This window comes from Nonomuraea sp. 10N515B, assembly GCF_052245915.1.
Lineage (GTDB): Bacteria > Actinomycetota > Actinomycetes > Streptosporangiales > Streptosporangiaceae > Nonomuraea.
Window position 1 is genome coordinate 1 of sequence record NZ_JBQQBQ010000100.1, and the last position, 23,313, is coordinate 23,313.

Consider the following 23,313-nt stretch of genomic DNA (forward strand, 5'->3'; position numbering starts at 1 on the left):
CGGTAAGCGGCACGGGTGTGCCTTCCCGACCGACGTTGGCGCGTCGGCCTTATCTCGAAACCACATCGGATGATCCGGGAAGGTACACCCCTTCCCGGCAGATCCACAGGTTTCGATCATTCCTCTCCTCCATCCGCGTCCTGAGGAATGGGTCATCTGGGAGCCTGTACGGAGTCCGGATCTGCAGATTGGCCGGAGGTATCGGTCATGACTACTGCTTTCGAGGGTCGACGAAGGATTTTCGGGCCGGGTCCGGCGCCGGTAGAGCGCGGACTCGGCGCCAGCCGCTGATCAGGGCGAGCCACGTGGTGTGACAAACCGGCTGCCCTGGCAAGTTGTGGAAGGTGCCGCAACCCGGAGCCGAAGCCGGCGCGACCGCACGAACACGGCGAGCGGGTCGGAAGACAGCGAAGCGGACCGTCAATATGTGGCGCGGCCGCCGCTGATGTCGTAGACGGCGCCGGTGGAGAAGCTGACCTTGTCGGAGGCGAGCCAGGCGATCAGCTCCGCGACCTCCTCCGGCTTTCCGACGCGCCGCATGGGGATGAGGCTGACGATGTGGGCCAGGGCCTCGGGGCCGGTGGTGGCGTTCATCGGGGTCTCGATGACGGCCGGGGCGATGGCGTTGGCCAGGACGCCGCTGGTGGCCAGTTCCTTGCCGAGGGACTTGGTCAGGGCGATGACGGCGGCCTTGGAAGCGGAGTACGGCGCCATGTTGGGGTTGCCGTCTTTCCCGGCCATGCTGGCGAGGTTGACGATACGGCCCCAGCCGCGCTCGCGCATGCCGGGGACGAAGGCGCGGCAGGTGTGGAAGGTGCCGTTGACGTTGACGTCGAAGGTGCGCCGCCAGCCGTCGAGCGGGATCTCCCACAGGGGCGCGTTGGGGCCGACGATGCCGGCGGAGTTGACGAGGATGTCGATCGGGCCGAGCTCGTCGGCGGCGGCCTGGACGGCGGCCGGGTCGGTGACGTCCACGACCAGGTCGGCGCCGTCGGTGACGTCGAGGGTGATGACTTTGACGCCCTCGGCTTCGAGGCGGATGGCGGCAGCCTTGCCCAGGCCGCTGACGCCGCCGGTGATGAGGGCGGTGCGGGACACGAGAGCTCCTTTCAGTGGGATTCGCGCGGCACGGCGTCGCCGCTGGAGCCGAGGAGGAAGTCGAGGTCGGCGCCGGTGTTGGCCTGCTGCACGGTCTCGACGTAGAGGCGCTGCCAGCCCCGCGCGGGGCGGGTGAACGCGGCTGTCATCTCCGGGGACGGTTCGCGGGCGGCCAGTTCCTCCGTGGGGACGTCGATGTCGAGGCGGCGGTTCTCGACGTCCAGGATGATCATGTCGCCGGTGTGGACGAGGCCGAGCGGCCCGCCGGCGGCGGCTTCGGGGGCGACATGCAGGACGACGGTGCCGTAGGCGGTACCGCTCATCCGGCCGTCGCAGATGCGCACCATGTCGCGCACGCCCTGGGCGAGCAGCTTGGGCGGCAGTGGCATGTTGGACACTTCGGGCATGCCGGGATAGCCCTTGGGCCCGCAGCCGCGCAGGACCAGCACCGAGTCGGGCGTGACGTCGAGGTCGTCGATGCGGGCGTGCAGGTCCTCGATCGAGTCGAACACGACGGCCGGGCCGCGGTGCTGCAGCAGGTGCGGTGAGGCGGCGGCGGGCTTGATCACGGCGCCGTCCGGGGCGAGGTTGCCGTACAGGACGGCGATCCCGGCGTCCTCCTGGAGCGGCTGCCGCCGGGAGCGGATCACCTCGCGGTCGTGGATCTTGGCGTCGCCGAGGGCCTCGACCAGGGGGCGGCCCGTGACGGTGATCGCGGCCGGGTCGAGCAGGTCGCGCACCTCGGCCAGCACCGCGTGCAGGCCGCCCGCCCGGTGCAGGTCCTCCATGAGGTGGCGGCCGGCCGGCTGCAGGTCTACCAGCAGGGGTACGCCGGAGCCGGTGCGGTCGAAGTCGTCCTGGGTCAGCTCGACGCCGAGCCGGCCGGCGATGGCCAGCAGGTGCACGACGGCGTTGGTGGAACCGCCGAGCGCGGCCAGCGCGACGATGGCGTTGAGGAACGAGCCGCGCGTCATGACGGTCGAGGGACGCCGCCCGTCGGCGACCATCTCGACGATCAGGCGGCCGGTCTCGTGCGCGCCCTCCAGCAGGCGGCTGTCGGGGGCGGGGGTGCCGGCCAGGCCGGGCAGCGTCATGCCGAGCGCCTCGGCGAGCAGGCCCATGGTGGAGGCGGTGCCCATCGTGTTGCAGTGCCCCTTGCTGCGGATCATCGACGATTCCGAGCGCAGGAAGTCGGCCTGCGACAGTGTCCCGGCGCGGACCTCCTCGCTGAGCTTCCAGACATCGGTGCCGCAGCCCAGCGGCGCGCCGCGGAAGGTGCCGGTGAGCATCGGCCCGCCGGGCACCACCACCGCGGGCAGGTCCACCGAGGAGGCGGCCATCAGCAGCGCGGGGATGGTCTTGTCGCAGCCGCCGAGCAGCACCACGCCGTCGATCGGATTGGCGCGCAGCATCTCCTCGATCGCCATCGCCGCCATGTTGCGCCAGAGCATCGCGGTGGGGCGCACGTTCGTCTCGCCCAGCGACACCACCGGCAGGTTCAGCGGCACGCCGCCCGCCTCCCACACGCCGTGCTTGACGTGCTCGGCCACCTCGTTCAGGTGCATGTTGCAGGGGGTCAGGTCGGAGGCGGTGTTGGCGATCGCGATGTGCGGCCGGCCGTCGAAGGCGTCGGACGGCAGCCCGCGCCGCATCCACGCGCGATGGATGTAGGCGTTGCGGTCGCTACCGGCGTACCACTGAGCGCTTCGGCTCCCCGCCATCAGGCCACCACTCTTTCCATTTATTGGAACTTTGCTCCGATTTGTGAAATCTAGAGGAAGAGTAACCCATACTTCACTAGACGGTCTCCGCTTCGAGACGAACTTCCGTTTTATGGAATGGTGGTCTAACGTTCGGAACATGCCCGAGCTGATCGACGAGCCCAAGCTCGTCGGGTCCGACCGCGTGCTGGCGGTGCTGGCCGAGCTGGCCCGCCATCCCGACGGCATCGGGCTGGAGGAGATGGCCCGCGCGGTCGCCAGCCCGAAGCCGACCGTGCACCGCGCGCTGGCCGCGCTGCGGCGTGCCGGATTCGCCGCGCAGAACGGTCATGGCCGGTACGTGCTGGGCGACGAGTTCCTGCGGATGGCCTTCGCCCACCACGAGGCCCGGCCCGATCATGTGCGGGTGATGCCGGTGCTCAAGGCGTTGTGCGACCGGTACGGCGAGACGGTGCACTACGCGGTGCTGGATGGCGACTCGGTGGTCTACCGCTCCAAGCTGGACCCGGCGGCCGGCGCAGTCCGGCTTACCTCGGTCGTCGGCGGGCGTAACCCGGCGCATTGCACGGCCGTCGGCAAGCTCCTGCTGGCCCATAGCCTGCCGGACGAGGACGCGGTCCGCGCGTGGGTAGGCGACCGGGCACTGGAGCGCCGCACCGAGCGCTCCATCACCACCGTCGAGGGCCTGCACGCCGAGCTGGAGCGCGTTCGCGAGCAGGGTTACGCCGCCGACGATCAGGAGAGCGAGCCGGGCGTCAACTGCCTGGCGGTACCGGCGTACCTGACCTCGCCTACGATGCCCAGCGGTGCGATCAGCGTCAGCGGCCTGGCCTACCGCACCCCGTTGCCGACGCTGATCGACGACGTGGCCGCCATCCGTACCATCGTCATGGGAGAGCAACCCAGGTGACGTTCACCGCGACCCCGGCCTCGGCCGATGTATACGCCCTGGGCGAGGGCCTGCCCACGCCCTACTGGAACCCCTTCTGAGAGAGACACCCGTGTACCTCATGCGCATCGGCGCGCCCGGCGCCGAGAAGCCCGTCGTCCGCATCGACGAGACGCACTACATCGACGTCTCAGACCTCACCCCCGACTTCGATGAGAAGTTCTTCGCGGCGGGCGGCGTCGCGCTGCTCGCCGATCGGATCGCCACTGGTCAGCCCCGGGAGTTCGCCGGTGAGCGGATCGGCGCGCCGATCGCCCGGCCGCACCAGATCCTGTGCATCGGCCTGAACTACAGCGACCATGCCGCCGAAACCGGGCAGGCCGTGCCGGACGAGCCGATCTTGTTCACCAAGTCGCCGAACACGCTCGTCGGCCCGTACGACGAGGTGCGCATCCCGCGTGGCTCGACCAAGACCGACTGGGAGGTGGAGCTGGGCATCGTCATCGGCAAGCGCACCTCCTACCTCGACTCGGTCGAGGAGGCGAAGGACGCGATCGCCGGCTTCTGCGTGGTCAACGACGTCAGCGAGCGCGCCTTCCAGCTGGAGCGCGGCGGCCAGTGGAGCAAGGGCAAGTCCGCCGAGACGTTCAACCCGGCCGGCCCCTGGCTCGTCACGCCGGACGAGATCGCCGACGTGACGAACCTCGGCATGTGGCTGGACGTCAACGGCGTGCGCCGCCAGACCGGCACCACCAAGACCATGATCTTCGACCCGTACGTCATCGTGCACCACCTGAGCCAGTTCATGGTCCTGGAGCCCGGCGACCTCATCAACACCGGCACCCCGCCAGGCGTCGGCATGGGCCACACCCCGCCCATCTGGCTGCGGCCCGGCGACGTCATGGACCTCGGCATCGACGGCCTGGGCACGCAGCGCCAGCACGTCGTCGGACCCCGATAGATGCGCGCTCTGGTTCTGACCGGCCCTGGGAAAGCTGAGGTCCACGAGGTCGAACCGCCTGTCGCCGCGCCAGGTGAAGTGGTGGTGGACATCGAGCGGGTCGGCGTGTGCGGCACGGACGTCGAGCTTTTCACCGGGGAGATGAGCTACCTGCACACCGGCCGCTCTTGGTACCCGCTCCGTCCCGGCCACGAATGGTGCGGGCGCGTCAGCGCGGTGAGCGAGGGCGTGAGCCCTTCATGGCTCGGGCGGCGAGTCACCGGTGACACCATGCTCGGCTGCGGTCACTGCGACCGTTGCCGGGCCGGCCTCCACCACGTGTGCGCCGAGCTTGCCGAGATCGGCATCAGCCGGGGCCGCCCGGGCGCGCTGGCCGAGCAACTCGCAGTGCCCGCCACGGCCCTGCATCACCTGCCGGACATCGTGGATCCCACGCTCGGCGCGCTCGTCGAACCGGGAGGCAACGCGCTGCGGGCCGTCCGCGCCGCGAGGCTGACGGCGGGCGAGCGGGCTCTGGTCTTGGGCACGGGCACGATCGGCCTCCTCACGGCGCTGTTCGCGCGCGCCGACGGAGTCGAGGTCCACGTGATGGGACGCGACGACCACGGGCTTCGCCTGGCCGAAAGCCTCGGCTTCACCGATGCCTGGACCCGGAAGTCACTGCCATCGCTACCCTGGGATGCCGTCATCGACGCGTCCAACGCGCCCGGCTTGCCCGCTCTCGCTCTCGACCTCGTCGAACCCGGCCGGCGGGTCGTCTACATCGGCCTGGCCGGCACCCCGTCCACGATCGACACCCGCGACCTGGCGCTCAAGGACGTCACCGCCGTCGGCATCCTCGGCGGCTCGGCCGGCCTCGCAGGAGCCATCGCCGCCTATGCCGAGGCCTCGGTCGACGCCCGCCCTCTCGTGGCCGCCACGGTCCCCCTCGCCGAGACCGCCGGCGTCCTGGCCGGATGCCGGCCGACCGGCGCTGGGCCGGGCCCGAAGATCCACATCGACCCGCGCCGATAAGAGAGGACGAACGTGATCGATAGAGCGGACCCCACTCTCCTCGCCGCGGTGGAAGCCGCCGTTCCGGGAATCACCAGAACGCGCGCGAGCGACCGGCTCGGCATGGCCCACGACGCCTCGCACTACCTGCTCACCCCGCAGGCCGTGCTGGTCCCCGAGAGCGCCGAGCAGGTCGCCGCGCTGCTGCGCACCGGCCTCCCCCTCACCTTCCGCTCTGGTGGCACCAGCCTGAGCGGGCAGGCCGTCAGCGAGCATCTCCTCGTGGACACCCGTCGGCACTTCCGTGGAATCGAGGTGCTGGACGAAGGGCACCGGGTGCGCGTGCAGCCGGGCGCGGTGCTGCGGCAGGTCAACGCCCGCCTCGCCCCGTACGGCCGCAAGCTCGGCCCCGACCCGGCCAGCGAGTCGGCGTGCACGATCGGCGGCGTCGTGGCCAACAACTCCAGCGGCATGACCTGCGGCACGCACGCCAACACCTACCAAACCCTGGACTCGATGACGATCGTGCTGCCCAGCGGCACCGTCATCGACACCGGCGCCCCCGACGCCGACAAGCGCCTGCGCACGCTCGAACCCGAGCTGGCTCAGGGCCTGGAACGGCTGCGCGACCGCGTGCGGGACAATCCCGACTCGGTCCGCCGGATCACCGCCCAGTTCTCGCTCAAGAACACCATGGGGTACGGCCTCAACAGCTTCCTCGACCACCACTCCCCCGCGCAGATCCTCGCCCACCTGGTCATCGGCAGCGAGGGCACGCTCGGCTTCGTCGCCGAGGCCGTCTTCCGCACGGTGCCCGCGCACCGCTTGGCCGCCACCGGCCTGCTCGTCTTCCCCACCCTGCGCCAGGCCATGGCCTCCATGCCCGGCCTGGTCGCCGTCGAGCCGGCCGCCGTCGAGCTGCTGGACGCCGAGTCGCTGCGGGTGGCCCAGAGCGACCCCCAAGCCGATGACGTCCTGCGTACGCTTGCCGTCGCCGAGCACGCGGCGCTCCTGGTCGAATGGCAGGAGTCAGACTCCGACCGGCTGTCCGACCGCGAACGCGCCGCCGGCGAGCTGTTCCCCTCGCTGTCGCTGGCGGCGCCCGCCCGGCTGAGCAGGAAGGCCGGTGGCAGGGCGGCGTTGTGGCACATCCGTAAGGGCCTGTACGCCTCCGTCGCCGGCGCCCGGCCCAGCGGCACCACCGCGCTGCTGGAGGACGTCGCCGTCCCCGTGCCCGCCCTGGCCGAGCTGTGCGACGAGCTGACCGGCCTGTTCATGCGGCACCGGTACGAGCGCAGCGTCATCTTCGGCCACGCCAAGGACGGCAACCTGCACTTCATGCTCAACGAGCGCTTCGACACGGAGCTGAAGCGCTACGCCGGCTTCACCGAGGACATGGTGGAGGCCGTCCTGTCGCGGGGCGGCACGCTCAAGGCCGAGCACGGCACCGGGCGGGTCATGGCCCCGTTCGTCCACCGCCAGTACGGCGACGAGCTGTACGAGGTGATGCGCGAGATCAAGCGCCTGTGCGACCCGGACGGCACGCTCAACCCCGGCGTCGTCCTCACCGACCGCGACGACGCCCACCTGCGCGACCTCAAGGCCGTCGTCACCGTCGAACCCGAAGTGGACCGGTGCGTGGAGTGCGGCTACTGCGAACCCGTCTGCCCCAGCCGGGACCTGACCACCACCCCGCGTCAGCGCATCGTGCTGCGGCGCGAGCTGGCCGCCGCCGTTTCCGCCGGCGACCATGCCCTCGCCCGCGAGCTGGAGGCCGAGTACGGCTACGACGCCGTGGACACTTGCGCCGTGGACGGCATGTGCGCCACCGCCTGCCCCGTCGGCATCAACACCGGCGACCTGACCAAGCGCCTGCGCGCCGAACGCCACGGCCGCGTGACGCAGCAAGGCTGGAAGTCGGCCGCCAAGCACTGGGACGGCGTCACCCGGGCGATGAACCTCGCCCTGGACGCCGCCGCCACCACCCCGCCGGCGCTGCCCGAGGCCGCCGGCCGCGCCGCCCGCGCCCTCACCACCCCCGAGAGCGTCCCCCAGTGGAGCCGCGACCTGCCGCGCGGCGGGATGCGCCGCCGTCCGCTACCGAATCCCGATGCCGACGCGGTCTACCTTCCGTCCTGCCTGAACACTGTGTTCGCCCCCGCCGACGGCGGGCCCGGCGTGATGATCGCGTTCGCGCGGCTGGCCAGGCGTGCGGGCGTGCGGCTGCACGTGCCGGAGGGGATCGGCGGGCTGTGCTGCGGCACGCCCTGGTCGTCCAAGGGGTACACCGACGGCTACGAGACGATGGCCGACCGCGTGCGCGACGCGCTCCTCGACGCCACGGACGGCGGCCGCATCCCGGTGATCAGCGACGCCGCCTCCTGCACCGAGGGCTTCCATCGCCTCGCGGAGGCGCTGCCCGTCCGGGTGCTCGACGCCGTGGCCTACACCGCCGAGCACCTCCTGCCCCGCCTCCCCGAGCCTCGCCGCCTCGCCTCCCTCGCCCTCCATCCCACCTGCTCGTCCACCCGCCTGGGCCTGGACGCGGCCATCTCTGAAATCGCCCAAGCCATCGCCGACCACGTGGTAGTTCCGGAGGGCTGGCAGTGCTGCGCCTTCGCCGGCGACCGCGGCCTGCTGCACCCCGAGCTGACCGCCTCCGCCACCCACGCTGAAGCCATATCCGTCAAGTCCGGGGACTTCGCCGCGCACGCCTCGCTCAACCGCACCTGCGAACTCGGCCTCACCCGCGCCACCGCCCGGGTGTACCACCACCTCCTCGAACTGCTCGACCAGGCCACCGCCTGAGAACCGTGCCGTGGGCACGACCCATCCGCCCTACCAGGGCGGCGTCCCTGCCACCTCGGATGCGCCCCCGCCGTGCGCTGGCGCAGCTACGCCGAGTGGGCCAAGACGGTGGGCTGGGACAGAATCCTCGCGAGACAGTACAGCTAGATCAGCCCGCGCCGGGTACGGGCGGGGCGCGGCACCGGCCTCGTTCCACCGTCGGAACATCACACCGTTGGGACGACAGGATTTGAACCTGCGACCCCTTGGCCCCCAGGACATGGGGTTACGTGTTTCCGCAGGTTAAAGGCGCGTCGCGTCAGGCTCGGACACTCCCGGGTCAGCGGATGTGGGAGCCGCCATTGACGTGGGCGCCGCCGGTGATGTCGGTGTCGATGAGCCCGGGTGCGACGGCGTTGACGGTCACGCCGGCCGGTCCGAGCTCGCGGGCCAGGGCCCTGGCGAAACCGAGCTGGGCGGCCTTGGCTGCGGAGTAGGCCACGCCGCCGAAGACGCCGCCGCCGCGTTCGGCCGAAACCGATGACAGGAAGACGATCCGGCCGAAGCCGCGCTCGGCCATGCCTGGGGCGACGCGGCGGGTGACGTTGTAGGCGCCGCGCACGTTGACGGTGAAGACGCGGTCCCATTCCGTGCCGGTGACCTGCAGGAACGGGATCGGTGAGGTGATGCCGGCGTTGTTGACGAGGGCTCCGGCGCGCGATCGCGGCCACCATCAGCCCGATCGTGGACGGCAGCTCGAACCCCAGCAGATATTCCGGGTCCTCGCCCTCCAGCAGCCGGAACGTGGTGCTCACCAGCACGAGTGCCACCGCCACCGTCGTGGCGACGGCGGAGATTCGCACGGTCAGCGCTGCTAAGGGGCCGTAAGCCGAGAAGGTCGGGCCAGCCGTCCGGCCGGGTCGGCACGGACCGGTCTCGGCACCGGCAGGGGTGTCGGTGGGCTCGCTCACCGGGCGCCACACAATCAACGGTGGAACGGCGCCAAGCGCCCTAGGATCTCGGTGCAATCAGGCACCGGCGCCATCACCACGTCACGTGTCGAAAGCCACACAGCATCTGGTGGGACCCTGCGACGGCTGTGTCGCACGTCGTTCACGGGGCGGCCGAGAACCTCTCCGTCCCCCAGTTCGGCTTGGGGTGAGCGGCTCGTACGGCGGTGCGGACGCGCTCGGCGTCGTCGACCTCGTGGGCGAGTAGCAAGACGAGGCGGCCCAGGTAGAGCAGCGCCTCGTCCTGGCCGGCCGTGGTCATCCGGTGGCAGAGCTCGGAGTAGATCTCGTCCAGGTCATCGGGGCTCACCGCGCGTCCTTCCCGCTGCCGTATCCATTGATCATGGCGTTCACCAGGGCCTGGATCTCGCCGGGCCGGGGGTCTTGGCGGCGGGCGTACACGTGCCCGTCCGGCCGGATGAGGTAGGCGGTCCCCGGCCGGGCCCCGTAGCGGGGGAACAGCCGCCCGGTGTGGTCGTGGGCGGCTGCCGGCGTCGCCGCCGCGCTGATCACGCCCACGTCCAGTGGCCGTGGTCCCGCCGTGACCGTTCGCACGTCCGGCGGAATGATGCCGTCGGCGGTGAAGACGAGCACGGTGATGTGGGGGCCGAGCAGGTCGGTGACGTGGCCCTCCTTGCCGGTGGGCAGGGTGAGGGGGCATTCGGGCAGGACGTCACCTGGAGCCGGTCCGCCCGCCGCTGTGGACTCGCCGGTGAATCCGCAGGTGGCGTAGGAGATCGGGGTGGTCTGCCGCGGGTTGATCAGCGAGGAGGCCCAGCTGTGGCCTTCGGCGGTCAGGCTGAGCACGGCCGTGCGCATCGTGTCGAATGCGAACGACGGGGGTGCCATGAACTCGGTGCTCTTGGCTGCGTAGCGGATGTTCTCCCTGGCCGCGTGGACGCGTTCGGCCGAGTACGTGTCGAGCAGCCGTTCCGGTGACCAGCCGCGCGTGACAAAGGCCAGTTTCCAGGCGAGGTTGTGGGTGTCGTCGATGGCGGAGTTCATGCCGCGGACGCCGAAGATCGGCACTAGGTGCGCGGCGTCGCCGGCGAGCAGGATCCGGCCGTGCCGGTAGGCGTCGAGCGTCAGCGCCCGGGCGCGGTACAGGGAAATCCACACCGGGTCCACGTCGTCACGCTCGCCGATCATGCGCAGGTGGCTGCGTACGCGTGGCATCACGTTCTCGGGTTTGATCGCCTCGTCGGGGTCCTCCCCTGGGCGCAGCTGGTAGTCCAGCCGCCAGATGTCGTCGGGCTGCCGGTGCATGAGCACGGTGGATCCCGGATTGGATGGCGGATCGAACCAGGCGTAGCGCATCGCGGGCCGGTCGGTGCTCAACTCGACGTCCACGATCACGTAGGCGCCCTCGTAGGAGGTGCCGGACAGCCGCAGCCCGGTCAGCTCGCGGACCGCGCTGCGGGCGCCGTCGCAGCCGACCACCCAGTCGGCGGTCATGGTGTAGTCCTGCCCGGTCGCGGTGCGTACGGCCAGCTCCGCGCCGTCCGGGGTCGGACTCAGCGCGGTGAGCGTGTTGCCCCAGCGGACCTCGACGAGACCGCTGTGCCGCTGGGCGGCGGCCAGCAGGTAGTCCTCCGCGTAACACTGCTGGAGGTTGATCATCGGTGGGAACTTCTCGTCCGGGTCGTCGCGCATGGCGAACCTGAGCACCTCGGCGTCGCGGTAGTAGCTGACCCCCTTGGTCCAGGGCAACCCTTTGGCGAGGTAGCTGTCGGCGACGCCGAGCTGTTCCATGATCTCCAGCGTGCGGCGCGACAGGCAGGCGGCGCGGCTGCCCACGCACACCGTCTGGTCGGCCTCGAGCACGACGCTGGGCACGTCGTAGCGGGCCAGGCCGAGGGCGAGCGCGAGCCCGGTGGGTCCGCCGCCGACGATCACGACCGGATGCCGGCGCGCATCGTGCCGCTGCGCGGGCTCGTAGGCGGGGTGGGTGACGTAGTCGAAGTACATGAAGGTTCCCGTGGTCGTGTGTCAGCCGAGCCAGTCGAGCACGGTCTTGACCATCAGCTCCGCGAGCTGGGGCTGGCCGTTGAGGTAGTGGCGGCCGCCGGGGATCGCGGTGAGCGCCTTGCGGTCGTGGGGAACCGCGTCGTGGAGCTCACGGGCGTGCAAGGGGAAGCAGCCCTGGTCGGCGGTGCCGTAGATGACGTGCACCGGTACGGAGACGCCGCGCAGCCGGTCTGGCCCATGGCCGTTGGTGTGCCGGAGGGACCATTGCGACAGCCATGACCGCAGGGTGGTGTAGTGCCCGAGGGCGGACGGCTGCAGGTTGGCGGCCCAGGGCGGGCCCCACAGGGTCCCGGTCTCACGGTCGGAGGGGTCGAGTGACAGGTCGAGGAAGCGCGGGTCGGCGCACACGCCGTGCACGCAGAACGGCAGGTCCGGGATGCCGCGTTCGCTGATCTCGGCCAGCCGCGCCTGCGCCCAGTCGGTGATCCGATCGTTGCGGGCCCGCTGCGCGGCTCGGTAGCGCGCCAGCCAGGCCGCGTCGTAGGGCGGTCCGTGCTCGGCGTCGAACATGTCGAGCGCGGGGTCGCGGTCGAGCGGGTCGTTCTCGTTGCGTATCGCGGGGTCCAGCCACTCGGCGAGCAGCGCGGCACGTCCGGGGTGCGCCATGGCCAGGACGAGCGCGTCGACGGGCGGCAGGTCGGCGCGGGTGAGGTCAGGCCCGCTGCCGCAAGGCGACTGGGTGATGGTGGGACGTTCGGCCTGGTTCTGGTACAGCGCGGCCAGCCCGCCGCCGCCGGAATTGCCGACCAGCACGATGCGCTCGTAGCCCTCCTCGCGCAGGTGCCGGACGACCGATCCCACGTCGAGCACGCAGTTCTCGAGCAGCAGCGCGCTGTCGTTACCGAGGTAGCGGGTAGTCATCGCGACGGCGTCCACGCCGGCCGCGGCGAACGGCGCGAGGGCGTAGTGGCCGAGGAAGTTGCTGGACGGGTGGCAGATGACCACCACGGTGCCGGCGCGACGCCCCGGCACGGCCCGGCGGCGGGCGCACCAGAGGGTGCCGGCCAGGCGGGCGATGCCGGAGTAGATCTCGCTGCCGACCGCGGCCGACTGCATCGGCACCGCGAGTAGCTCCCGCTCCTCCACGATGCTCACCTGCTCCGCCAGCTCTGCAGGTAGCCAGCGTCCGCGATCCCGGCGGCGCCGGGGGCGAGCTTCAAAGGCCGGTAGGTGTCGAGCATGACGGCGGTCTCGTCGGTCGACTTGGCGCCGATGCCGGCTTCGATGCTGCCGGGGTGCGGGCCGTGGATATAGCCGGCCGGATGCAGCGACACCGAGCCCTGCTCGATGCCGGTGCCCTTGCGGCTCATGAACGACCCGTCGGCGTAGAACAGCACCTCGTCGGAGTCGACGTTGGCGTGGAAGGGCGGCACCGGCACCGCGTCGGGGTGGTAGTCGAACAGCCGTGGCACGAACGAGCAGATGACGAACCCGGGACCCTCGAAGGTTTGGTGGACCGGTGGCGGCCGGTGCAGCGACCCGGTGACGGGCGAGAAGTCCCAGATGTTGAACGCCCACGGGTACAGGCAGCCGAACCAGCCGACCACGTCGAACGGGTGGCGGGCCATGGTGTAGCGGGTGAGGCCGTTGCGGTTCTTCACCAGCACGTCCACGTCCTCGCCCTCGACCAGCAGCGGTCCTTCAGGGCGTCGGAGGTCGAGCTCGCAGAAGGGGGCGTTCTCCAGGAATTGGCCGCGTGCCGACAGGTAGCGCGCCGGTGGGGTGAGGTGGCCGCTCGCCTCGAAGGTCAGGGCGCGCAGTGGCTCGGCGCTCGTGGGCACCCACCGGTGGGTGGTGGAGGTGGGCACGACGACGTAGTCGCCGCGGCCGGCCTCCAGCGTGCCGAACACCGTCTCGAGCCGGGCCTGCCCGGATTCGATGTACACCAGCTCGTCGCCGATCGCATTGCGGTAGAGCGGCGACGGCTGGTCGACGGCCGCGTAGCTCATCACGACGTCGTCGTTGGCGAGCAGCGGGACGCGTCCGGTGACGAGGTCGCCGGCGACCTTGAGCTGGTGTGGCCGCAGGTGGCGCGGCAGCAGCGGGTGGTTGTCGGTCAGTTGCTCCGGCTCCTGGCCGACGGGCGCGGCGCGTACCACGTCGGATGGGGAGTGCCGGTGGTACAGCAGCGACGAGTCACCGACGAAGCCCTCCTCTCCCATCAATTCCTCGCGGTAGAGGCCGCCGTTGGGCTGACGGAATTGGGTGTGGCGCTTGCGGGGGATGTCGCCGACGCGGGTGAAGTACGGCATTGCGTGGATTTCCTTTCAGGCCCGGGCGGAGGCTTTGCCGGCCTCATGCGGTGCGGCGATGTCGCGCAGGTCGTGGTGCCGGGTCTCGCCGGCCCACAGGAACGCGATCACGGTGCAGGCCAGGGTGGCGCAGAGAAACAGCGCGACGGGCAAGGTCGACGGGTAGCGGGACAGCAGCGCCACGCCGATGATCGGCGCGAGCGAGCCGCCGAAGACGGTGGCCAGCTGGTAGCCCAGGGACGCGCCGGTGTAGCGCACCTCGCTGGGGAACAGTTCGGCGAAGAACGGGGTCTGTGCGCCGCCGATCAGGCCGTGCAGGGTGAGCCCGATGACGACGACAATCGTCACGACGGCGAACTGGCCGCCGTCCACCAACGGCAGCCCGGCCAGCGCCCATACCGCGATCAGCACGGCTAGCACGATGCTGCACACGCGGCGTCCGAACCGGTCCGCGAGCATCCCGCCGGTCACGATCGCCGCCACCTGGAACACCGATGCGATCGTGATCGCGCCGAGTGCGGCGCCCCGTGACATGTGCACGACCTGGGTCAGGTAGGTGATGAGGAAGATGCTGAAGGTGTAGTACGTCGCCTTCTCGCCGACGTTCGCCATGGCGGCGATGAGCACCTGCTTGCGGTGGTGGCGCAGCACCGTGCCGATCGGGGCGGGGCCGTGCGCCGGATCGGCAGCGGCGCGTGCCGCCAGGAAGATCGGAGACTCCTCCACGGCGTGCCGCAGCCAGATCCCGACGATGACCAGCACGGCGGACAGCAGGAAGGGGATGCGCCACCCCCAGTCCAGGAACTCCTCGTTCGAGATGCCGAGACCAAGGACGGCGAGCGCCCCGGTCGCGGTCATGTTGCCGAGCGGCCCGCCGGTCTGCGGCCAACTGCTCCAGAACCCACGGCGCTCGGGCGACCCGTGCTCGGCGACCAGCAGCACCGCGCCGCCCCACTCGCCGCCGAGCGCCAGCCCCTGGACCAGACGCAGCGCGGTGAGCAGGATGGGCGCGGCCACGCCGATGCTGGCGTAGGTCGGGATCAGGCCGATCGCGACGGTGGCCGCGCCCATGAGGATCAGGCTCAGCGACAGCGTCCGGCGGCGGCCGAACCGGTCGCCGAGGTGCCCGAACAGCACCCCGCCCAGCGGCCGGGCGAGGAATCCGACGGCGTAGGTGACCAGCGCCAGCAGCACGCCGGTCAGCGGGTCGCCCGCCGGGAAGAAGGCCTTGTTGAAGACCAGTGCGGCCGCGGTGCCGTAGAGGAAGAAGTCGTAGAACTCGATCGTCGTGCCGGCCACGCTGGCCGCGACGACTCGGGCGAAGCGCCCCTTGGACGGTACGGGAGCCGGGGCATCGGTGCCGGACATCGACGGCCTCCATGATGTGGTTCGTATATCGAACCCTATCGTTCGAACTTGTGGGAACCATAGGTGAGCCGCATCGGACCGTCAAGACCTCTGCCATGACAGACAGCGGCGGCCACCCCTCTCGGAGGGGCGGCCGCCAGAACGGTGCGAAGGGCCGGGATCAGCCTTTGGCGAGGTGATCGCGAATCCGGTCCGCCGCCTTGCGCAGCGCCGGAATGTGGGCGTCGAGATCGGGCACGTCCACTCCAGGGACGACGACGCCGATGCTGCCCACGACGTCCCCGAATCCGTCGAACACCGGAACGGCCAGACCGGATTCGCCGGAGCCCATCTCGTTGTGGGTGATGGAGTACGCATCCCGCCTGATCCGGTCCAGCCTGGCGCCCAGCGCGGCGGCATCCGGCGCATGCGCCAGCACCGGCGCGGCCTCTGCCTGGGGCAGAAACGCCAGAATTGCCAGCCCGGTGGCGCCGATGTGCAGCGGATGGCGAAAGCCCAGATCATACTGCGCCCGCACGAGCCGGTTGCGACTCACCACCTGGTCGGCCACCACCGCCTCCGTGCCGTCGGGCACCGCGAACACCAACGTCTCGCCGACCGCGTCCGCGACCGCCGCCAACGCCGCCCGCGCGGTTGCTCGCAGTTCGGGCTGGAACGCGCCGGCGACTCGCGCGGCAACAGGCCCGACGGCGAATCGCTCACCGCGCTTGAGCACGAAGCCGCGGCCATGCAGAGTCGCCAGCAACCGATGCACGACGGTCCGGTTCAGGCCTGTCGCCCGGGCGATCTCCGCCGGCGCCGAGGCGCCATGTTCGGCCAGATGCAGCAGCACCACCAGCGCCTGATCGGCCGTCTTCGCAATCTCCATGGGCACCCCATCGTTCGCAATCCGAACCCTGCATTCAACGCTATCCAGACCGGCGGGCCCGTGCGGGTCACCCGCGAACTCACTTGACCTCTTGACGCGGTTCGAAGCGAGCGTCACACTTCCGAAACATATCGAACCACAGGGTTCGTTTTTCGAACAATGGAGAGTTCAATGGCTGGTACAACAGCCGCCTACGACGACGTGATCGTGGGTGCGGGATCCGCGGGCTGCGTGCTCGCCCGCCGGCTCGTCGACGCCGGGCATCGCGTATTGCTGATCGAGTCCGGCGGGCTGGACACACGTCCTGAGATCCACAACCCGGGGATGTCGCTCGCGCTGTGGAACACCGAGGTGGACTACGCGTACGTCACCGAACCCCAGCCCCACGCCGCCGGCCGCCGCCTGGGATGGCCGCGTGGCAAGGTGGTCGGCGGCAGCAGTTCGATCAACGGCATGATCTACGCCCGAGGGGTCCCGCAGGACTACGACAATTGGGCCTACCGCGGCTGCCTCGGCTGGGACTGGGACACGGTCCTGCCCTACTTCAAGCGATCAGAGGACCACGAGGACGGCCCGTCGGCGCTGCACGGCCACGGCGGGCTGCTTCCGGTGCGCAGGAACAACGACCCCAACCCGCTGTCCGCCGCCTTTGTGGCAGCGGCGCAGCAGGCGGACCTGCCCTTTGTCACGGACCCGAACAGCCAGGACTACCTCGGCGTGAGCTATACCCAGCACACGGTCCTGGACGGCCGGCGGCGAAGCACGTGGACAAGCTTCGTCGAGCCGATCCTCGGCAACCCGGCGCTGACCGTCATCACCGGCGCCGTGGTGTCGCGACTCGTCCTCGACGCCGGCCGCTGCACCGCCGTGGAGTACATCATCCAGGGCCGGACGGAGCGAGCTCACGCGCACAACGAGGTCATCCTGAGCGGCGGCGCCATGGGGTCACCGCAGGTCCTCCTGCTGTCCGGGATCGGCCCGGCCGACGAGCTCCGTGCGCTCGGCATCGACGTACAGGTGGATCTGCCCGGCGTCGGAGCGAACCTGCACGACCACCTGATCTGCCCGGTGCTGTGGGAGACCACCCAGCCGCTGCCGCCGTTGTCGGTGCAGGGCCTGGAGGTCAACATCTTCTGGAAGAGCAACCCCGCGCTGACCGTGGCGGACACGCAGCCGCTCCTGGTCCACGGGCCCTATCTCGGCGACGACCCCAGCGTTCCTGAGAACGGATTCACCTGCCTGGGCGGGCTCATCCGCCCGCACAGCCGGGGCCGGCTGTGGCTGCGGTCCACCGATCCCACCACTCCCCCTGCCATGGACCCGCAGGTGTTCTCGGACCCGCACGACCTCGAGGTGATGGCCGACTCCGTGGAGCTCGTGCGCGAGATCGGCCGGCAGCCCGCCCTCGACGAGTGGCGCAAGGACGAATGGGCGCCGGGCAGCGACGTCACCGACCGCGACGCTGTCCGCGACTACGTCCGCACGCACGTCCAGACCTACCACCATCAGGTCGGCACCTGCCGGATGGGCGTCGACCGGAACGCGGTCGTGGACCCGCGGCTGCGCGTGCACGGAGTCGACGGTCTGCGGGTCGTGGACGCCTCGATCATGCCGGACGTCCCTTCAGGCAACACGAACGCGCCCACCATCATGATCGCCGAGCGGGCCGCAGACCTGCTCCTCGGGAAGCTCGGGAAGTGAGAGGCACCATGTTCCGCAAAGGTCGGCTGCTCATCGACGGCCAGTGGGCCGACGCCACCACCGGCGACCGCTTCGAGACCGTCAACCCGGCGACCGGCGAGGTCATCGGCGAGGTCGCCCACGCCGGCACGACGGACGTGGACGCCGCGGTCGCCGCCGCGGGCCGCGCGTTCGAGTCCGCCGCATGGAGCGGCATGATGCCCAGCGAACGCGGACGCCTGCTGTGGCGCCTCGCCGATCTCGTCGAACAGCACGCGCTCGAGCTCGCCGAGATCGAGACCCGCGACAACGGTATGCCGGTCGGGCTCAACCAGCAGTTCGTGCTACCCAACGTGATCGACGTCCTGCGTTACTACGCTGGCTGGGCCACCAAGATCACCGGCGTTTCCTCGCCGGTGTCGATTCCCGGATTCGCCCACCACACCCGTCGCGAACCGCTGGGCGTGTGCGCCCTCATCACGCCGTGGAACACGCCGCTGATGATCCTGGCCTGGAAGCTGGCCCCCGCGCTGGCCACCGGAAACACCGTGGTGATCAAGCCTGCGGAGCAGACGCCGCTGTCCACGCTGCGGCTGGCCGAGCTCGCGACCGAGGCCGGCTTCCCGCCAGGGGTCATCAACGCCCTCACCGGCGACGGGGCCACCGGCGCGGCACTGGTCCGCCACCCAGGCGTCGCGAAGGTCTCCTTCACCGGCTCCACGGAGGTCGGCAAGGAGATCGTCCGCGCCAGCGCCGACCATCTCACCCGCGTCTCACTGGAACTGGGCGGCAAGGCGCCGAGCATCATCACCCCCGACGCCGACATCGACGCCGCGGTGGAGGGCAATCTGATCGGGGCATTGTTCCACTCCGGTCAGATCTGTGCCCAATACGCGCGCATGTACGTCCACACCAGCCGCCTCGACGAGTTCACCACGAAGATCGCAGGCGCCGCGTCCGCGATGGTGCTGGGGAACGGCATGGACCTGGCCGCCCAGCTCGGCCCCGTCGTCTCGGCCGAACAGCTGGAGCGGGTGACGCGGTACATCGGCCTCGGCGTCGGCCAAGGGGCGACACTGCTGACCGGCGGCGAACGTGCCGTCGACGGCGACCTGGCCCACGGCTTCTTCCTCCGCCCCGCGGTCTTCACCGGCGTGACGGACTCGATGACGATCGCCACCGAGGAGATCTTCGGCCCGGTGCTGTCGATCCTGTCCTACGAGGACGAAGACGACGTCGTCAGCCGCGCCAACGACACCCCGTACGGTCTGGTGGCGAGCGTGTGGACCCGCGACGTGGGCCGCGCCAACCGCCTCGCCCAGCGACTCAAGGCAGGCGCGATCTACATCAACTCCCTGCCCCTTCAGGACCCGGCCGCCCCCTGGGGCGGCATCAAGGCCTCCGGCATCGGCAGAGAGATGGGCTGGGAGGCGATCGAGGCCTACACCGAGGTCAAGGGCATTTGGACTCCCCTAACGTGACGCGGCCACATGCCTTTGCCGAGGTTGACATGGTCGAGAGGGTAATCCCCGTCGCCTCGGTCATGCCCGTACGTCGCCGCAAGCCCGGCGTGGCCAGCGTCACCCGGCCCACAGCGCGAGCGGCCTTGCCTTACCCGGCGGGTGGAGCGGTGGTGCGGCGGGTGACGAGGGTGGGGGAAACACTGGCGAACAACCCACCGAGCGCAGGGCCGACAAAGTTGCCGACGCCGTACATCGCCGACATCAGCGAGTTGCCACGCGTCCACAACCGCCGCGGCAGGGCTGATCGGACGGCGGCGAAGCCCAGCCCGGACAGCAGCCCTGCCCCAACCCCTGGATGCCGCGGCCGGCCAGCAGCACCGGCATCGCCGGGTTCACCGCGCACGCCAGCGAGCCCACCAGGAACACGGTGAAGCCGAGCAGTAACGAGTCGATCCGGATCCGGTAGGCGCCCTGGATCTGCTGGCCGGCCAGCCAGGTACGGCCGCCGACCCCGAACAGATCGCTGGCCTTCGGATGCCTTCCGAGCTTGCCCAGCACCGCGTGAGGCCGGTCCTTACAGCTGGTCCGCTGCTGGACGAGCTTGCTCCTGTACGCACGAGCTCCCGCACGTCCGGCGGGGCGATCCAGGCCTCCGGCAGGCGTCCCATCCGCAGCAGGTCGGCCAGATCGGCCGCCGCGATGGGGCCGCCGCGGACAGCTCGACGAGCATGTCACGGCGCCTGGCCGGCAGATTGGCCAGGCGCCGCTGGTATCGTCGACCGTTTGCTCCTTTCCCGATCCGTCCGGCTCCCCCAGCACCGAGCACACAGCACGAGCTCGGCACCGGGGGCGTGAGGGCCGTACCACGGATCCGCGGTCACGTCGAGACGACCGTTAGACGGCCGTGCGCGACCACTGCTGGTTGGTGCCGGTGTTGCACGGATACTGCTTGAGGATCACGCCGTCCGCGGTCGATGCGGCCGGTACGTCCACGCATTTGCTGCTGTGTCGTGCCCGGAGCTGGAAGTAGCTGCCGTTGGCGACCATCTGGAACTGCTGGTTGGTGCCGGTGCCACAGGTGTACTGGATGAGCTCGGCACCGTCGGCGGTTGAAGCGCTCACCACATCGAGGCACTTTCCGCTGTGGCGGCTGATGATGCGCCAGTAGCCGCCGCCGGCGTCCTGGAACTGCCACTGCTGCCACGCGTTGCCGCCGTACGTGTACTGGCCGACGCGCGCACCGTTGTCGGTGTTCGGTTGTTGGACGTCCATGGCCTTGCCGCTGTGGCGCGCGTTGATCCTGTAGTAGGTGGTGTCGCCGCCGCCGATGGTGTCGCCCCACGCATACCGGATCCGGTCAGCGCCGGAGGTGTTGCGGACGGTCAAGTTGAGATTGGTGCCGCTGCCGCTCAGGGCGTACATCGAGTACCAGTCGTAGCCGATGTCGCCCGGCTTGCCGCCGAGGGCGGGCCAGTAGGTGCCGCCCATTTGGTTGTCACGCATCACCTGGGCCATGGCGCGGATGTGGCGTACGAAGTTGTCGGTGCTGTTCGCGTCGCCGTAGTTGAGGCCGGTGGACATCGGCGCGCCGAACTCGGTGGCGACCGCGCGGGAGGCGCAGTTGCCCAGACGCGTCTGAATGTGGCTTCGGAAGGCGTCGTAGGTCATCGCGCTGTAGAAGAAGGCGTAGTGGTGGAAGGACAGCAGCGTCGAGTTGAAGCGGCTGTCGTTGCAGATGTCCCGCAGGTCCTGGCTGTAGCCGGTGCCGCCGACGAGCACCCGGCCGGGCACTGCCGAGGTGTGATAGCTGAGCCAGTTCGCTGCGACGTTGCGCCATTCCGCCGATGTGTAGCCGTGCGGCTCGTTCATCGGTTCGAAGTAGACGTTGCTGTTCGAGCCGTACGTGTTGGTCACGCTGGACCACATCGTGTTCCATGCGGCGAGGTTCGTGATCCTGCCGCCGGAGGCGGCGCCGTCCTCCCAATAGGCGAGAATGACCTTGAATCCACGGGCGGTGGCGGCGTCAATGGCGCCGCGGTAGGCGTTCCACCAGGTCGTGTTGGCCACGGTGTGAGTGTTGATAGGCAGGCGGACGGTGTTGACCCCCATGGTGGAGGCCATGTCGTCGTAGAGGGCGTTGGCCTTGGCCCGTACTGTCGCGTTGCTGTCGGACTGGCTCAGGCCCTGCACGACGAGCGTGCCGGTGCTGAAGTTGTCACCCAGCACGGCCCAGTTCATGCCTCGGAATTGGCTGGTGGCGGCATTGGCCGGCGGCGCGGAGACGACGAGGCTTGCCACTGCGGTGAGCGCGGTCACCATAAGGGCGATCAGCAACCGGTGCGACGGCCGGGTGCTCCGCAACGGTCCTGATGAGTGACCATCAGACGCCGTGATCAGTGTCATGAAATGTCCAATCACTAGAGCTAAATTCCTGGGTCTAACCTCACTTGCAGACATCATGGTGCTGACGCACGTCCGGGCCGCGCGCATCGTGCTGCTCCAACAGCAGGACCGGCGGCTGTGGGACATTGCTCCGTACGTAGGGACGGCGGCGGTGACTTAGGTCGGCCGTGCGGCTCGACCTGGCCGGATGATGAATCGCCACCCACAGGCTCAGAGGGTCGGCACGATCGGACGGATCGTTCCGTCTGCGGCGAACTCCATCCGGTCGACGGCCACCTCCCTGTTGGTCCCGTTCCCCGCTGGCACAGCGAACCGGTGGTAGGCGATGTACCACGTGTCGGTGCCGGGCATCCGGACGACCGAATGGTGCCCGGTGCCCTTGATTCCGGCCTCCAGCCGCTTCTGCAGCACCACGCCGCGCTTGGTCCACGGTCCCAGCGGGCTCGACCCGGTCGCATACGCCACTCGATAGTCCTCGCTGCGGGTGTCGTTCTCCGACCACATGAGGTAGTAGATCCCGCCGCGTTTGAACACGAACGGCGCTTCGTTGTAGCCCGATGGGGTGATCGTCCGTACTTGCGCTGGGTTGAAGGAGGTCATGTCGCCGTTCAGCGGCACGACGCGGGCGACGCCCTGTCCCCAGTAGAGGTATGAGCGGCCGTCGTCGTCGGTGAAGACCATCGGATCGATCGCCTGGCCGGAGTACTGGCCGGCGGCGATGAGCGGCCGTCCGAGCGCGTCCCGGAACGGGCCCGACGGCGAGTCGGAGACCGCGACGCCTAGCTGCTTCGCGATGTTTCCGGTGGCCGCGCCGCCGCTGAAGTACAGGTAGTAGCGGCCATTGGCCGCCGCGACCGCCGGGGCCCAGGCCGAGTCGTCCGCCCAGGACACGTCGGGGCCGTGGTCGAGGACAACGCCGTGGTCGGTCCAGGTCACCAGGTCGGCGGAGGAAAAGGCCTTGTAGTACGTCCCGCGCCAGCCCGCGTAGCCGTCGGTCGTCGCGTACAGGTAGTAGCGGCCGTTGATCGCGATGATGTGCGGGTCGGCGAACAGGCCGGGGATCACCGGGTTCCGGTTCGTCTTGGGTGCCCACGGCGCGGCGATCCGGAACGAGCTGTCCGCGCGGAAGGTCGCGCTGTCCTGGTAGGGGTCCAGCCAGAGCTCGAAGTCGCGGTGCCTGATCCGCCGGTTCGGATAGTTATAGGAGGTCAGCGACGTCGATCCGGCGACGGAACCGTCGACGGCGCAGAACGTGGCGTCAGCCCGGAACGTCGCGTCGCCGGTGTTGGCGTCCACACGCAGCCGCCAGTCGCGGTGCCGCAGAAATCGGCCGTCCTTGGTCTGGAAGGAGTAGCAGGAGGGCATGGCCAAGCCGTTGACGATTGTGAAGGTCGCGTCGAGCTTGGTTTGGGTCGCGGCGGCCGAGGTGAGCGGGTCGATACGGCCGAGCGCGTCGGCGTGCCGGACGTACCGGCCGGGGTAGTTGACCGACTCCAAGGACCGGGCGCCGGTCGGCAGCGTCGCGGCGAGCGCCGGAGCGGCCGTGGCCACTAGGTCAAAGCAGGCTAGAACGAGCGCGGCCGTGGCGGCCGCCCATCTGCTCACCGTCATGCGTGCCTCTTTCCGAGAGCCATCGATGTTAGCGCTATCAGTCTTAGGTGGGTCATCACACGGGTTGCGCGCTCGGCATGTCGAGCGGTTGGCGGCTCCGCCACAGGGCGGCTCAGCCCCACTGTTGCAGTAGCCGGTCGTACTCGGCCTGGGTGATCGGCAGGACGGTGCCGTGGCGCGG

17 protein-coding genes and 1 pseudogene are annotated in these 23,313 nt (G+C 69.9%); 6 read left to right on the forward strand and 12 right to left on the reverse strand.

Annotated elements, in window-relative coordinates:
• Positions 1-420 precede the first annotated feature (420 nt).
• Together ACTWQA_RS55265 and ACTWQA_RS55270 are read right to left on the reverse strand one after the other, a co-directional pair.
• Positions 421-1,098: an SDR family NAD(P)-dependent oxidoreductase gene (locus ACTWQA_RS55265; RefSeq protein WP_443166820.1), complete on the reverse strand. Its 678-nt coding sequence runs from the start codon at positions 1,096-1,098 to the stop codon at positions 421-423.
• Positions 1,099-1,109: 11 nt separating this feature from the next.
• On the reverse strand, positions 1,110-2,819 hold the full coding sequence (locus ACTWQA_RS55270; protein ID WP_443166821.1) for an IlvD/Edd family dehydratase: 1,710 nt from the start codon (positions 2,817-2,819) through the stop codon (positions 1,110-1,112).
• Between the two features lie 139 nt (positions 2,820-2,958).
• Between ACTWQA_RS55270 and ACTWQA_RS55275 the strand changes: the two genes are divergently transcribed.
• The 4 genes from ACTWQA_RS55275 (at position 2,959) to ACTWQA_RS55290 (ending at position 8,470) form a co-directional block, all read left to right on the forward strand.
• Complete coding sequence (locus ACTWQA_RS55275; protein WP_443166822.1) at positions 2,959-3,729, forward strand: IclR family transcriptional regulator; 771 nt, start codon at positions 2,959-2,961, stop codon at positions 3,727-3,729.
• Between the two features lie 91 nt (positions 3,730-3,820).
• Positions 3,821-4,669: a fumarylacetoacetate hydrolase family protein gene (locus ACTWQA_RS55280; protein ID WP_443166823.1), complete on the forward strand. Its 849-nt coding sequence runs from the start codon at positions 3,821-3,823 to the stop codon at positions 4,667-4,669.
• Positions 4,670-5,683, forward strand: coding sequence for a zinc-dependent alcohol dehydrogenase (locus ACTWQA_RS55285; protein WP_443166824.1), 1,014 nt, complete (start codon positions 4,670-4,672; stop codon positions 5,681-5,683).
• A 12-nt stretch (positions 5,684-5,695) separates the two neighbouring features.
• Positions 5,696-8,470 (forward strand): FAD-binding and (Fe-S)-binding domain-containing protein, encoded by a 2,775-nt coding sequence (locus ACTWQA_RS55290; protein WP_443166825.1) that lies wholly within the window; start codon positions 5,696-5,698, stop codon positions 8,468-8,470.
• 319 nt (positions 8,471-8,789) lie between these two features.
• Here the strand turns inward: ACTWQA_RS55290 and ACTWQA_RS55295 are convergent.
• From ACTWQA_RS55295 to ACTWQA_RS55325, 7 genes and pseudogenes are all read right to left on the reverse strand, one after another.
• Positions 8,790-9,146 (reverse strand): annotated as a pseudogene (locus ACTWQA_RS55295) (SDR family NAD(P)-dependent oxidoreductase); the annotation flags it as partial.
• Between the two features lie 416 nt (positions 9,147-9,562).
• On the reverse strand, positions 9,563-9,769 hold the full coding sequence (locus ACTWQA_RS55300) for a hypothetical protein (protein ID WP_443166826.1): 207 nt from the start codon (positions 9,767-9,769) through the stop codon (positions 9,563-9,565).
• Complete coding sequence (locus ACTWQA_RS55305) at positions 9,766-11,427, reverse strand: FAD-dependent monooxygenase (RefSeq protein WP_443166827.1); 1,662 nt, start codon at positions 11,425-11,427, stop codon at positions 9,766-9,768. Before ACTWQA_RS55305 ends, ACTWQA_RS55300 begins: the two co-directional genes overlap by 4 nt.
• Before the next feature lie 21 nt (positions 11,428-11,448).
• Positions 11,449-12,582 (reverse strand): alpha/beta hydrolase, encoded by a 1,134-nt coding sequence (locus ACTWQA_RS55310; RefSeq protein ID WP_443166828.1) that lies wholly within the window; start codon positions 12,580-12,582, stop codon positions 11,449-11,451.
• Positions 12,579-13,739: a homogentisate 1,2-dioxygenase gene (locus ACTWQA_RS55315; protein ID WP_443166829.1), complete on the reverse strand. Its 1,161-nt coding sequence runs from the start codon at positions 13,737-13,739 to the stop codon at positions 12,579-12,581. The genes ACTWQA_RS55310 and ACTWQA_RS55315 overlap by 4 nt, the downstream gene beginning before the upstream one ends.
• A 15-nt stretch (positions 13,740-13,754) precedes the next feature.
• On the reverse strand, positions 13,755-15,107 hold the full coding sequence (locus tag ACTWQA_RS55320; protein WP_443166830.1) for an MFS transporter: 1,353 nt from the start codon (positions 15,105-15,107) through the stop codon (positions 13,755-13,757).
• Between the two features lie 160 nt (positions 15,108-15,267).
• Positions 15,268-15,975, reverse strand: coding sequence for an IclR family transcriptional regulator (locus ACTWQA_RS55325; protein ID WP_443166831.1), 708 nt, complete (start codon positions 15,973-15,975; stop codon positions 15,268-15,270).
• Positions 15,976-16,146: 171 nt separating this feature from the next.
• On the opposite strand from ACTWQA_RS55325, the gene ACTWQA_RS55330 reads away from it, so the two are divergent.
• Both ACTWQA_RS55330 and ACTWQA_RS55335 read left to right on the forward strand, forming a co-directional pair.
• A complete protein-coding gene (locus ACTWQA_RS55330; protein WP_443166832.1) occupies positions 16,147-17,676 on the forward strand; it encodes a GMC family oxidoreductase in 1,530 nt (509 codons plus the stop codon).
• A gap of 8 nt (positions 17,677-17,684) precedes the next feature.
• Positions 17,685-19,136, forward strand: coding sequence for an aldehyde dehydrogenase family protein (locus ACTWQA_RS55335; protein ID WP_443166833.1), 1,452 nt, complete (start codon positions 17,685-17,687; stop codon positions 19,134-19,136).
• Positions 19,137-19,379: 243 nt separating this feature from the next.
• On the opposite strand, the gene ACTWQA_RS55340 is transcribed toward ACTWQA_RS55335, so the two are convergent.
• The 3 genes from ACTWQA_RS55340 to ACTWQA_RS55350 form a co-directional block, all read right to left on the reverse strand.
• Positions 19,380-19,676 carry a hypothetical protein gene (locus ACTWQA_RS55340; protein WP_443166834.1) on the reverse strand — a complete coding sequence of 99 codons (297 nt, stop codon included), beginning with the start codon at positions 19,674-19,676 and terminating at the stop codon, positions 19,380-19,382.
• A 336-nt stretch (positions 19,677-20,012) separates the two neighbouring features.
• A complete protein-coding gene (locus tag ACTWQA_RS55345) occupies positions 20,013-21,452 on the reverse strand; it encodes an RICIN domain-containing protein (protein ID WP_443166835.1) in 1,440 nt (479 codons plus the stop codon).
• A gap of 279 nt (positions 21,453-21,731) precedes the next feature.
• Positions 21,732-23,132, reverse strand: coding sequence for a family 43 glycosylhydrolase (locus ACTWQA_RS55350; RefSeq protein WP_443166836.1), 1,401 nt, complete (start codon positions 23,130-23,132; stop codon positions 21,732-21,734).
• Between the last annotated feature and the right edge of the window lie 181 nt (positions 23,133-23,313).

Coding starts and splice junctions, on each gene's coding strand:
- ACTWQA_RS55270 (WP_443166821.1), bottom strand. CDS start 2,819: ATGGCGGGGAGCCGAAGCGCTCAGTGGTACGCCGGTAGCGACCGCAAC.
- ACTWQA_RS55275 (WP_443166822.1), top strand. CDS start 2,959: ATGCCCGAGCTGATCGACGAGCCCAAGCTCGTCGGGTCCGACCGCGTG.
- ACTWQA_RS55285 (WP_443166824.1), top strand. CDS start 4,670: ATGCGCGCTCTGGTTCTGACCGGCCCTGGGAAAGCTGAGGTCCACGAG.
- ACTWQA_RS55305 (WP_443166827.1), bottom strand. CDS start 11,427: ATGTACTTCGACTACGTCACCCACCCCGCCTACGAGCCCGCGCAGCGG.
- ACTWQA_RS55315 (WP_443166829.1), bottom strand. CDS start 13,739: ATGCCGTACTTCACCCGCGTCGGCGACATCCCCCGCAAGCGCCACACC.
- ACTWQA_RS55320 (WP_443166830.1), bottom strand. CDS start 15,107: ATGTCCGGCACCGATGCCCCGGCTCCCGTACCGTCCAAGGGGCGCTTC.
- ACTWQA_RS55325 (WP_443166831.1), bottom strand. CDS start 15,975: ATGGAGATTGCGAAGACGGCCGATCAGGCGCTGGTGGTGCTGCTGCAT.
- ACTWQA_RS55330 (WP_443166832.1), top strand. CDS start 16,147: ATGGCTGGTACAACAGCCGCCTACGACGACGTGATCGTGGGTGCGGGA.
- ACTWQA_RS55335 (WP_443166833.1), top strand. CDS start 17,685: ATGTTCCGCAAAGGTCGGCTGCTCATCGACGGCCAGTGGGCCGACGCC.
- ACTWQA_RS55350 (WP_443166836.1), bottom strand. CDS start 23,132: ATGACGGTGAGCAGATGGGCGGCCGCCACGGCCGCGCTCGTTCTAGCC.